The sequence below is a fragment of the Pedobacter nutrimenti genome (assembly GCF_032678445.1).
Taxonomy (GTDB): domain Bacteria; phylum Bacteroidota; class Bacteroidia; order Sphingobacteriales; family Sphingobacteriaceae; genus Pedobacter; species Pedobacter nutrimenti_A.
The window spans coordinates 309,553-321,382 of the sequence record NZ_JAVTSQ010000010.1; the positions used below are offsets into that span (position 1 = coordinate 309,553).

General features: G+C 39.4%; 9 protein-coding genes. 5 read left to right on the forward strand and 4 right to left on the reverse strand.

The window, feature by feature from the left end; genetic code table 11:
• Window positions 1-142 precede the first annotated feature (142 nt).
• The 3 genes from R2S08_RS19720 to R2S08_RS19730 form a co-directional block, all read right to left on the reverse strand.
• Window positions 143-907: a hypothetical protein gene (locus R2S08_RS19720; protein ID WP_316836738.1), complete on the reverse strand. Its 765-nt coding sequence runs from the start codon at window positions 905-907 to the stop codon at window positions 143-145.
• A 136-nt stretch (window positions 908-1,043) separates the two neighbouring features.
• Window positions 1,044-1,736, reverse strand: a complete 693-nt coding sequence (locus R2S08_RS19725; RefSeq protein ID WP_316836739.1) for a response regulator transcription factor — start codon at window positions 1,734-1,736, stop codon at window positions 1,044-1,046.
• On the reverse strand, window positions 1,733-3,184 hold the full coding sequence (locus R2S08_RS19730; protein ID WP_316836740.1) for a HAMP domain-containing sensor histidine kinase: 1,452 nt from the start codon (window positions 3,182-3,184) through the stop codon (window positions 1,733-1,735). Before R2S08_RS19730 ends, R2S08_RS19725 begins: the two co-directional genes overlap by 4 nt.
• Window positions 3,185-3,307: 123 nt before the next feature.
• Between R2S08_RS19730 and R2S08_RS19735 the strand changes: the two genes are divergently transcribed.
• The 5 genes from R2S08_RS19735 (at window position 3,308) to R2S08_RS19755 (ending at window position 10,721) form a co-directional block, all read left to right on the forward strand.
• The gene (locus R2S08_RS19735) at window positions 3,308-5,695 is read left to right on the forward strand and encodes a TonB-dependent receptor (protein ID WP_316836741.1); all 2,388 of its coding nucleotides are present in this window, start codon (window positions 3,308-3,310) and stop codon (window positions 5,693-5,695) included.
• 101 nt (window positions 5,696-5,796) lie between these two features.
• Window positions 5,797-6,180 carry a tautomerase family protein gene (locus tag R2S08_RS19740; RefSeq protein WP_316836742.1) on the forward strand — a complete coding sequence of 128 codons (384 nt, stop codon included), beginning with the start codon at window positions 5,797-5,799 and terminating at the stop codon, window positions 6,178-6,180.
• A gap of 7 nt (window positions 6,181-6,187) precedes the next feature.
• Complete coding sequence (locus R2S08_RS19745; protein ID WP_316836743.1) at window positions 6,188-6,577, forward strand: cupin domain-containing protein; 390 nt, start codon at window positions 6,188-6,190, stop codon at window positions 6,575-6,577.
• Window positions 6,578-6,626: 49 nt separating this feature from the next.
• Window positions 6,627-7,412, forward strand: a complete 786-nt coding sequence (locus R2S08_RS19750; protein ID WP_316836744.1) for an AraC family transcriptional regulator — start codon at window positions 6,627-6,629, stop codon at window positions 7,410-7,412.
• A gap of 300 nt (window positions 7,413-7,712) precedes the next feature.
• Window positions 7,713-10,721: a beta-galactosidase gene (locus R2S08_RS19755; RefSeq protein WP_316836745.1), complete on the forward strand. Its 3,009-nt coding sequence runs from the start codon at window positions 7,713-7,715 to the stop codon at window positions 10,719-10,721.
• A gap of 101 nt (window positions 10,722-10,822) precedes the next feature.
• Here the strand turns inward: R2S08_RS19755 and R2S08_RS19760 are convergent, their stop codons facing one another.
• Window positions 10,823-11,803, reverse strand: a complete 981-nt coding sequence (locus tag R2S08_RS19760; RefSeq protein ID WP_133782902.1) for an MBL fold metallo-hydrolase — start codon at window positions 11,801-11,803, stop codon at window positions 10,823-10,825.
• Window positions 11,804-11,830: the final 27 nt, after the last annotated feature.

Below are 11,830 nucleotides of genomic sequence, written 5' to 3' on the forward strand. Positions count from 1 at the left end.
AAGCAAATTTTTTTTACATTTAACAAGTTGAGTATTTCACTGTTAATGCTATATAGAGGCTTTATATAATGCATGTTGATAGTATCATATGATACTATCAAAGTTAACTATATTTTATATGTAAATGGAGTTTTGCAACTGGTTATTTCTTGAATTTTTCGTTCAACAAGCTGTCGGCTAAAACTATATTTTTTGAAGGATCGCCTTTGTACAATTTGAAATCACCATCCATTATTTTATAGTTCTTTGTTTTTGCGTAATTGCTTTGCTGGATTTCCTGAATGGCTTTTGCTGCATCTTTATTAAAAATGAGCATTTCCAGATTAAAAGTCTCCTTCATTTCTGTGGCTTTACCTGACATGGCCAACATTGACATTCCTTTAGAATAATCAATTTGAATATATCTGTCTTTAGTGGTCCATTCATAAAAAACATCCATCGTAGTCGCTGGTCTAAAACTCGGCGTGCCGTATTGTTTGGTGAGTTGTTTAATCAGATCATTGTAGACTGTATCTGATTTCATTTCTGCATTGCCTAAAACAGCCACTGTTTTATTTTTATGCGTTAGAAAAGCAATTCTATTAAAGTTTATATTCTTATAGTAAGCAATGCTATCTGTTATTTCACTGTAATAAGCCTTTCCATAAAATGAATCTTTACCATTCCAGGGATCAAACTTATAGCCAAGAGGGTAATCAAAGAGTGCAGAATAACCCTTTTTAACAATTTCTTCCTGATTATTCACGCTGCTATCTATTTTCGATTTTAAAATTTCTAAAGGATTTTCGTTGAAATCAATTTTTTCTAAATCTAAGCCCGGTTTATTTTTAATAACAGTTGAACCCGCTTTCTTTTGGGAACAAGAAAACATCAATAGACTCAGCAACAAAAAGCAATAATTCTTCATAGTATTTCCGTTAAAACTTAGATGTAAGGTAAAAAAAAGGGTATACAAATCTATAACTTGTATACTCTCTAACAGCTTTAGTTTAAAATTGTTTAAGCCTATGCTTGTTCAAATATTGAAACTGATCTGGAGAAAGTTAGCAGATCAGTTTGTAACCAATACTTCTTAAGTTCATGATTTGAATGCCGGGTTCATCCTTCAGTAACTTTCTTAAATGTGTCATAAACACATCCATACTTCTGGTATTGTAATAATTGTCATCTCCCCAGATTTTGATCAGCGCTTCCTGACGCTCCAATACATCATTCTTACGTAGGATCATCATTTCCAGTAAAGCACATTCTTTAAAGGAAAGAGGATGTGCAGCAGATGAAGTTGTTAGTTTTTGCTGCACGGTATCAAGCTGGCAGTTTGCAAAAGAATAAATTTTACTGTTTTCGGTTTCCTGTCCGATTACATCTTTACCAAAACGCTGTAATAAAGCTTCCATCCGTACCAGTAATTCATCCATGCTGAATGGTTTCTTGAGGTAGTCATTACCACCTGATTTAAAGCCTTTCACCACATCCTCAGGCAGCAGTTTTGCACTTAAAAAGATAATAGGCAGGTCTGCCTGTGCCTTTCTTAATTCTTTCGCTAGCGTGTAACCGTCTTTGGAGGGCAGCATAATGTCCAGAATACAGATGTCAGGATGTAAAGAAAAATAAGCATCCATGACCAGGTTACCGTCTGCAACTGTCTGAACGGTATAACCACTGCTTTTTAATCCGTCGCTAACAATGTGTGATAAAAAAGGCTCGTCCTCTACATATAATACTTTAAAACTCATAATGCTATTGGGAAAGTGATGATAAAACTGGTTCCATGTCCGGGTTCACTTTTAATTTTGATCGTCCCGTTATGTTTTTCTACGATTTGTTTTACATAATGCAGTTCTAAACCTGATCCTTTGATGTCATGTGTGTCACCTTGTGTCGGAACTCTGAAGAACCTTTCAAAGATCTTTTTATGATAGATTTTGTCAATGCCAGGCCCGTTATCTTTGAAAGTCAGTATTACTTTTTCGGAATCATATTTACAACTGACTTCCAAAAGTAGCTTCTTCCCGGAGTATTTAAAGGCATTGTCAATGAGGTTATAAAATATATTGGTCAGATGTAAGGGGTCTGCATAAATAAAACAAGGTTCTTCTAAAAGGTTGAAAGAGATCTTTGCATCGCTGTTCTGCAACCGCAGGTGCATAGAATTGATCACCTGCTGTAAACCAGATTGCACATCATATAATTCCAGTTTAAGTGGTTGATCTGCTTCACTTCCGCTACTGACATTCAATGCTTTTTCAACCATCAGATCTAATCTCTGCATTTCGTGCTGACTAATGTCAAGGTAGTGTTGCAGGGTTTCCGGATGATTGATCAGCTTATATTTTTTGATAGATTCCATGGCCAATAGCACGGTTGCAATAGGCGTTTTGAGCTCATGAGTCATGTTACTGGTGAAATCAGCTTTCGCTGCTGCATATAAGTTCTGACTCCGCAACAGTTTAAGTATAAAATAAAAAGCGGCGCAGGTGAGTATCACCATGAGAATAGAAGAGACTAAATAGTACCGCATTCTATACCATACGACTGCATTCACCGAGGCCAGGTTCAGTTGATATCTATTGATGTTCTGAATATTGTAGAGATAACTTCTGGTGGTAAATGCAGGTTTAAATCCTGCCGGAACATTGCTTTGAAACGCCTTTGTACTGTCCTGAGCATAAATATTATAATAAGATCTGGAATTAATCCCTATTTTTTTTAAAGCAGCGTTTACATTTTTTATCATTTCTATCAGAGACAGGCTATCCCTTAATCTCAGTTCCTCCGGACTGCTTTCTGAACCAATGACCACCGGTTTTGCTCGTTTTTTAGAAGGATTATTTTTTACACTCAAGCCCAGGATTACCGCAGTGCTGTCATTATCTACAATGATTCTGCTCGAAGTACGTATACCCTGGATTTTCATGTTGTCAAATGCCAGACGCAGTTGTTCCCATTGCGGGGAGAGAAAGAGTTGTTTAGCCAGCGAAAGATTGCCTGGATCCTTAAATTTAGTGATGCTGTAATACAAATTGGCTTGTGCAGTTTTACTGACCAGACTTTCTATTTCATCTTTGAATTGTTTTTGCTGCGCTTCAAAAAGCTGCTGCAGCCATACCACCTGAAGGCCGGTGCTCACCAACAGAGAAAGTACGATCAATACATACGTATATTTTGCTTTGAGCCATTTCATAAGGTAAAGTTCCTCATAATTTATCTGCTAAGATCAGGTTAAGATACGATTTAACTCTATTTAACTCAACTTAACTCCCGTTTAGGAAGCGGCAAGGTAGGTTTGTGGTATAATTTAAAAGAGATGAAAAATTTAGTTTATATTTTATTGATTTTCTTTCCTTTTCAACTTTCCGCTCAGCAAAAATTAAGCGGAATTGTTCGTGATGAACAAGGAAAACCACTGGATGCTGCCACAATAACAATTTCACAGCATGGACAGGTGATCAGCAGTCAGCTGGCTGATCAGGGTAAATTTATACTGACTGGTCTGAACCAGGCACCTTATCAGCTTTCCGCTTCATTGTTGGGGTATAAGTCTATAGTTCGTACTTTTAATTTACCAAAAGATAGTCTTAGCCTGGTGATGCTGAATGAGAGCAGGCAGCTGGTAGAGGTTGAGGTTACTTTTACTAAACCTACTATTGAACGGAAAACAGATCGTGTTGTATTCAATGTAGAAAAGAGCATTATGGCCAGCGGTGGTACTGCCTGGGATGCTTTAGGTAAAGCGCCGGGGGTAAAGACCACCAATGATGGAGGGGTCACAGCGAATAATAAAGGTGTTACGGTCTATATGGATGGTAAACCGGTAAGGTTATCCGGAGACGATCTTGCCGCTTATTTGCAAAGCATTCCCTCGGATAATATTTCAAAGATAGAGGTCATGTCTAATCCCTCTTCCAAATATGAAGCACAGGGCGGTGCAGTGATTGAGATTATTTCAAAGAAGATAAAATCAGATGGATTTAATGTGGGTTTGAGTGGTGGTTACACCCGTGGACAATTAAACAGATACATGGGCAGTGGAACATTTAATTACCGCAAAAAAAAGCTGAATATTTTTGGTGCCTATAGTTATGGTGACCGGGACATTAAACGTGATTTAAGTCAGTATACTATTTTTCAAGGGCCATCTTCTTATGCGTACTGGGATATGAACAGAATCAATATTTCCAGGACAAAAGCACATAACTATTCTGCTGGTGCAGATTATAATTTTTCTGATAACCAGGTAATTGGTGTGCTGGTTACCGGTGACAATGCTGTAACTCATGGCAGCAATACGACGACAACTCATATTTACAATAATTATCATGTGAATCCTGATTCTGTACTGAACACCAACAGCGTTAATAGCGGATATACCAATCAATATAGTTTTAACCTGAATTATAAAGCAAAGCTGGATAGTTCAGGCAGGAGCCTGAATATAGATCTGGATTATGTTCCTTATACCAGGAGCGATAATGTACAGCTGAGTAATTTCACTTATCTGCCTGATGGGGGTTTAGGTTCCGCTCCCTATCATACATTTTTCCCCTCTACTCAAAAGATAAATATCTGGTCAGGGAAGATAGACTATACTTACAAAGTGGGTAAAAGATGGTCGCTGGAATCCGGGCTTAAATATACAAGTACGGTGAGCGAAAACCAGTTTGAATTTTATAATACAGCAGGAACTGTTCCTGTATTTGATCCGTCCAGAAGTAACCAGTTCAGGTATACTGAAAATACGGGCGCTGGTTATACCAGTATAAGTGGCACATTTGGCCGCTGGAATTTTAAAGGAGGGATACGTGCGGAATATACAACAACCAAAGGTGTATCGCTTTCTCTGGATTCTATCAACGTAAATAAGTATTTGCGAATATTTCCTACTGTATTTGTGACGTATAAAGCTTCAGAAAACGATGAGTTTGGTTTTAATTACTCCAAAAGGATAGAAAGGCCGGATTACAGACAGTTGAATCCTGCAAAAAATTATTTATCTCCGTATAATTATGCAAGCGGCAATCCATTCCTGAGGCCAGCCGTGATCAATAGCCTTCAGTTGAGTTATACTTTGCATCAGAATTATACTTTCGCTGCGGTATACACCCAAATTGACGATCTGGCAAGTAATGTGACTGTTCAGGATAATGTGAACAGAACTTTTTATAATACACAGCAAAATATCGGTAGTATCAAAGATCTCGGAACTGAACTGTCTTCAGTTCATCATCCGGCGGCGTGGTGGGAAATTAATAATACAGCACAGGGATATTTTAGAAGTCAAAGCTCTGATCAACCAGGAAATACATACAATTACCGCCAGTTTTATTTTTATCTCAGAACGGATCACGCCTTTACCATCGATAAAAACAGTGGATTGAAAGCAGAGTTAAGTGCCTGGTATAATAGTGCAATACAGCAAGGAACCTTGTTGGTTGCTAAAACCTATGATATAAGTGCCGGGATTAGTAAACAGGTGTTCAATAAACAGGGAACCCTAAAATTCAGCGCTGCTGATTTGCTTTACAGTAATCCATACCGGATTTCCATTCAGAATGAGGGGCAGAATAACGGGATTTATCAGAGAAATGATACACGCACATTTACGCTAAGTTTTTCTTATAAGTTAGGTAAAAGTGTAGCAGCAGCAAGACAAAGGGCTACAGCAAGTGAGGAGGAAAGGAAAAGGGTGAATTAGGGTTGGGTTTTATGGCTCATAATGATGCTAGTTTATAGCGCAATATTTTACAAGACCAGAATATTTTTAGCGACTAATTTTGTTGAATATAAAAAAAGATTATGCCATTTGTAAATATCTACTTACCTGAGCGTTATTCCAGGGAATTAAAAAACACAATATCTCTTTCTGTACATGAAAGTCTTATAGAAGTATTTAACATCCCTAAAGATGATTATTTTCAGGTCATTCATCCGGTATCGCCAGAGAACCTCCTTTTTCCTGATTCCTATTTAGGCATTTCTCATTCTTCTGACCTGGTATATGTTCAGATCATTTGCGGCTCCGGTCGCACTGTAGAGATGAAGAAATCACTGTATTCGGTTATTTCACAGAAAGTAAGTGAACGAACCCAAGTGCGTTCCAATGATATCATCATAGTTTTAAACGAAACGTCATGGGAAAATTGGTCATTCGGTTGTGGGAAAGCACAAATGATAAATTAAGCTATAGATGAAAAAGATAGATAACAAAGAAATCCTTACTTTACCAGCTCCCCAGAAATACATTAAGGGAAGCGCATGGATTAACCGTCTTATTAATGAATCTAATGTAGGCTGTACTTTATCCAGTGTCACATTTGAACCTGGAGCTATAACACACTGGCATCATCATCCTACAATACAGATTTTAATGGCTGAAAAAGGTACTGGCTATGTACAAAAACGCAATGAAATCAAACAACTGATGCAACCAGGAGATGTAGTGGTGATTTATCCCGGCGAAGAACACTGGCATGGGGCGACGCCTGAAAGCATGTTTTCTCATTTGGCAATCCAAATGGAAAAAGATGAAGGAATTGTGATAGGAGAGGTGACAGATGAAGAATATTTTACCATCTAGTGTTTGTGAAAATGGTTATACTTGTTGACTCCTAAAAAAGAAAGGTTATATGATCAATAGCTGGAGAAATTTGTGTTTAGATAATATTAGTTTTACTAGTGCTGATAATTTTACGCACAGTTTTCCTGATCATTTTCATGAAGAGTATACTATTGGTGTATCTGTTAAAGGAATTCAGAAGTTTGAGATCCAGGGTAAGAGCCTTGTGGTTGAGCCTTATTCCATTTTCCTTATCCAACCGCATTTGCTGCACGCCCATTACCCGATAGCTGATCTGGGCTGGAGCTTCAAAAGTCTTTATCTCCATACCGACTTCATAAAACACCTGTTGAAAGACACTGCAATGAAGAGAATGAGTGATGATCCCATTGTCATACAGAACAGGCCGTTATTTAAACAATATATCCGCATTCATGCAAATAAACTTATGCCAGATGAGGCATTACTTGCAGATTTTGTACGTCAATTATCGAGCAAAGTCATTCAAACGAATAAGGATATCGATTCTGGCCTGCCCGAAAAGATGGAAGCCATAAAGCAGCATTTATATGAACAATTCAATCAAAAACTTGGTTTGGAAAATTTAGCCAAAATTTATCATACAGATAAATATCAACTGATTAGACAGTTCAAACAGCATATAGGGGTAACTCCGAATACTTATTTAACGATTCTGAGAATTGAAAAAGCAAGAAAGATGATCAATAATGGATATCCTATTGTTGATGCAGCGCTGGAAGCTGGCTTTTATGATCAGAGTCATTTTCACCGTAGCTTTTTGTATTATACGGGTGTTACACCCGGCAACTTCAATAGACATCAGGCAGATTTGTAGGCCTAAATGATGCGTTCATTATGCATTTTTTTTGTGGAAACTCAATTCTTGCATCGTGTGGGCAAGCGTAGGATGCCTGGTGATGAGTAAGCTGAATTGGCTAGATGTTAAATGGTTTTTTCATATGTCTAAATCGATTTATTATATCGATTTAGATTTACTAGTTTTGTTTCCGTCTTGATAAAAAACTGCTATCAATCAACGCCTTCCCGTACACCGACGGCGATTAAATTGTATCTCAGGAACTGTCCTGATTAATCAGGTTATTATTAATAAAAAGATCGTAAATAAAATAAGTAAATGTATAGACAATTAATTCTCTTGTTGTGTTTATCCTCGGTATTGAATGTTGCCATGGCGCAGGAAAAGCCTAAAGTGACCCAGAATGATCTGATGTATCCCAGTGCAGATGTGGCCAAGCCGTTCATTGATATGGATGGAAAGGGCTTTATGATTAAAGGTAAACATACCTTTTTGAAGTCAGGAACTATTCATTATCCCAGGGTGCCATCGGCATTGTGGGAAGATCGATTAATGCGGATAAAGCGGGCTGGATTTGACGCTGTAGAAAGCTATGCATTTTGGAATTATCATGAGCCACAGGAAAATGCCTGGGATTTTACAGGTGAAAAAGATTTTGAAGGTTTTTTGGGTACCGCGCAGAAATTGGGTTTGTATGCCATAGTTCGTGTTGGTCCATATGTTTGTGCAGAATGGGACTTTGGTGGCTACCCGGTATGGCTTAAATTTAAACCTCCTTTTCTTACCCGCACGAGTGATGAGGGGTATTTAAAACTCAATGATCATTGGTACGATAAAATATTGCCAATCGTGGCGAAGCACCAGATTAACCGTGGTGGAAATGTTTTAATGGTGCAACTTGAAAATGAACACCCTAATGGATGGGGTGTTGTAAATGATGATCCCTACTTTTCTCATCTGAAGCAGCAAGCCATTAAATATCATATTGAGGTTCCGTACTTTTTTAGCGGTTTGCACCACGGCGGCCCACCGGCAGTTGGCGATATCAATACGACGACAAGAACGAACCCCTGGTTCACTACTGAATTCTGGGCGGGGTGGTTTGACGCTTACAGAACACTTTCGGACAAACGGATAAGGAACATTGATCAAACGACATGGTCAATACAAGCGCACGCGGCTGGCGGGTATAATTTTTATATGATTCACGGCGGTACAAATTTTGAAACATGGAATGACGCCAGTACTGCTGCAAGTTATGATTATGGTACAGCCATTGGGCAGACAGGTGATTTGAGGTTGATGTATTACCGGATGAAACGTGCTAACCAACTTGCGCAGAGTTTTCCAAACATTATTGGTAACGCTGTTGATGCGGGCAGTTCATTAAAAAATATGGTTTCTGGTGAAGGAATAGAGGTGTTAGGCGCACCGCAAAGTGCTGATGGAACAATTTTATATATCAGAAATAAAACACAGAATGAGGCAGTGGCTAAATTTACTGGGGGCGAAACGCTAAGAATACCGTGTTACACTACTTACCCTATCCCGGTTGATGCGAAGGTTTCTGATCATATTAAAATTAAGACATCCAGTTTGCCGATACTTGCAGTGGCTCATCATACCAATATAGCGACTGCGATCATCTATGGTGAACCCGGACAGACCGGTAAGGTTTCTTTGTCACTGAAGCCTGATGCTAAACTGATCAATGCATCCAAGGCATTTAAATCTGTCATAAAAAAGGGAAGTGTTGAATTGCTGGTCACGATACCGAAAAACGGGGTTGAAGAGCTAAATATTGGACAAGCAGGAGAAAGTCTTCGCCTGCTGGCCATAAATCATGATTTGTCTCTATATACCTGGCTCATCGGAGAACCCAATGAACAAAATGTTGTTTTTGGCCCGGCCTATGTAAAAGAACTGAATAAATCAGAGGATGGAAAAATATCCGTGATTGTTGAGCGCCCTTATGGCACTTCATCACCTCAAAGGATAGCTGTGTATGGTGCCAAAAATAAAAGCTGGAACTTAGCGGTAAAAGAGAATTTAAAGCTTGACGATGCACCTGCGCCTGTGTTGGGTAAATGGCAAATGGCACCCGCTGCAGAAGCCATGACTTCATTTGACGATAGCAAGTGGATGTCATCGGTAAAACCTTTAGAGATGGGAGCTGATGGCGATATCAGCGCATTTGCCTGGTATCGTACCGTATTTAATGCACCAGCTGCGGGAACAGGTGAACTTAAATTTAAGTTCAGTGATGACGCTGATGTGTATGTAAACGGCCATCTGGCAAAAAACATAAATGGTGTATTTAGTGCGGCATTTGTTGCCGGTAAAAACACTATTGCCGTTTTTGTTTCGCATTCAGGGAGAGACAAACAATATGATTATTTAGGTACATTAAACGACAGGAGCAGCAAAGGTATTTTAGGTGATGTTAACTTAGCGATAAATGGGGGCTCAACTCTTCTGAATAATTGGAAAATGCATGGGGGAGCATCATCGGTGAAACCAGAAAATGCTTCCTGGCAAAATGTTGACAATGGATTAGGTTTACCAGGTTTCTTTCAGGCTAAATTTAACACTGCAAGGCCAGGCACATTAGGGGCTTATCCTATTTTGCGGGCTACTTTTGCGGGCCTTTCGCGTGGAACAATGTGGATCAATGGGCATAATTTGGGGCGCTACCCTGAAAAGATAAGGGTGAATAGTTTATACATACCAGAATGCTGGCTCAAATCAGGAGAAAATACACTGGTTATATTTGACGAAACCGGAGCACAACCATCTCAGGTAAAACTGATGGTAGAAAAGGAGGCCAGCCGTGAATTGATAAAGGCAGAGGGGGCTATCAGTGAACATGTGCCAATTGTTGTGCCTCAGGAAAACCCGGTGCGGGAGATATCTGGCCAAAATAGGGATAACCTGGCTTTTCGTAAATCGGTGACGGCGGTTGCAAGTTCGCCAGGGAGTGATCCACGGGCTATTACTGATGGTAACTCTGATACACAATGGGCAGCATTAAATGATGAGCGCAATTCGTCATTTATCATAGATTTTGAAAAGCCTGAGGTTATTAAGGTGGCCGAAATATATTGGGGGCAGGAAGCAAAAAAGTATAAATATACCTTGGAAGGATCAAATGATCATCAATCATGGATAAAAATGGGAGATCAGTCAACGGCGGTGCCGAGTTCTCCGGATAGTCCTTCAGAATTGTCAAGATTGAATTTACCGGGAAATAAGTATCGTTATATTAAAGTGACAATAAATTCGGGACGGTCAATGAAAGTTGTGGAGTTTAAGGCCTATGCCAAATAGAGGGTTGCGGATCAACGATCTGATCCGCACTCAAAGAACCCTGTATGATCAGTGATTTGCCTTTCAGGAACTGAATTCTGTAGTCTAACCTTGACCAGATATTAATCTGGAAGGGCTGCTGGTTGCTGTATCCATTCAAAACCTTGTCCCTGCTTTCTAACATGTCCCAATCCTGGCCATGGAAGATGATAAGAGAAGACCAGGGCTCTTGACATGGCCAGTTCGTTTAATACTTTCCTTCTGGATTTGAGGGCGAGATCAAAGTCTGTATCTCCTTCGAAACCCCATTCAGGATGCTCGAATACCAGTACCTGCGAATGCACCAGGTCTGCTACGTGATATAGGCTTTCCTGACCAGAAAATACCTGAACAACGCAATGTCCTGGTGTATGCCCCGGAGCAAGTTTTATCCTGATGCAATCCAGTATTTCGGCACCGTCTTCGAGCAAATTAAGTTGCGGCTTTAAGGCTGTGATGTTCTTTCTTGCTATGGTAACAACCATTTTTTTCAGCGCCTCGTCGGTAAGTTTACTTTTAGAAAAGTCGGGTGAGCCATTCATCCAGAAGTCATGTTCTATCCTGGACATGTGCACCTTTGCATTCGGAAATGTGATCTGTCCATCCTTATCCGTTAATCCACCGATATGATCCGGGTGCGCATGTGAAATTACAATATCTGTAACTTCCGAAGGTTTTATGCCTGCATGGACAAGATTTTCAATCAGCCATCCAGAATCCTGGCCGAAATTGGCCCCGCAACCTGTATCGATCAATATGGTTCGGCTACCTGATTGTACCACCAAGATATTGATGCTCAGATCAACTTCTGATTTTGAGGCAAAATTAGCATCAAGTGTTTTTTCAACCACAGCTGAAGAAATTCCAGGAGCAAAATTAGGTTGTACAGGCTTCATCAAAATATGTCCATCGGTCACCACCTTAAGTTCCAGTTTTCCCAGGTTGAATTTATGAAAACTTCTGATTTCGCTGTTGTTCGCTGGCGCAGCAAATAGTTTTTTAACATCTATAATTCCAAGCAAGGCAATCAGTGCCGAATGCTTTAGTGCGGTTCTTCTATCCATTTTTTCTTTCAAAATTATAGGATTGGT

Bases quoted from the DNA above. Each gene is read 5' to 3' on its own strand.
- R2S08_RS19720 (WP_316836738.1), bottom strand. From the start codon at position 907: ATGAAGAATTATTGCTTTTTGTTGCTGAGTCTATTGATGTTTTCTTGT.
- R2S08_RS19725 (WP_316836739.1), bottom strand. From the start codon at position 1,736: ATGAGTTTTAAAGTATTATATGTAGAGGACGAGCCTTTTTTATCACAC.
- R2S08_RS19730 (WP_316836740.1), bottom strand. From the start codon at position 3,184: ATGAAATGGCTCAAAGCAAAATATACGTATGTATTGATCGTACTTTCT.
- R2S08_RS19735 (WP_316836741.1), top strand. From the start codon at position 3,308: ATGAAAAATTTAGTTTATATTTTATTGATTTTCTTTCCTTTTCAACTT.
- R2S08_RS19740 (WP_316836742.1), top strand. From the start codon at position 5,797: ATGCCATTTGTAAATATCTACTTACCTGAGCGTTATTCCAGGGAATTA.
- R2S08_RS19745 (WP_316836743.1), top strand. From the start codon at position 6,188: ATGAAAAAGATAGATAACAAAGAAATCCTTACTTTACCAGCTCCCCAG.
- R2S08_RS19750 (WP_316836744.1), top strand. From the start codon at position 6,627: ATGATCAATAGCTGGAGAAATTTGTGTTTAGATAATATTAGTTTTACT.
- R2S08_RS19755 (WP_316836745.1), top strand. From the start codon at position 7,713: ATGTATAGACAATTAATTCTCTTGTTGTGTTTATCCTCGGTATTGAAT.
- R2S08_RS19760 (WP_133782902.1), bottom strand. From the start codon at position 11,803: ATGGATAGAAGAACCGCACTAAAGCATTCGGCACTGATTGCCTTGCTT.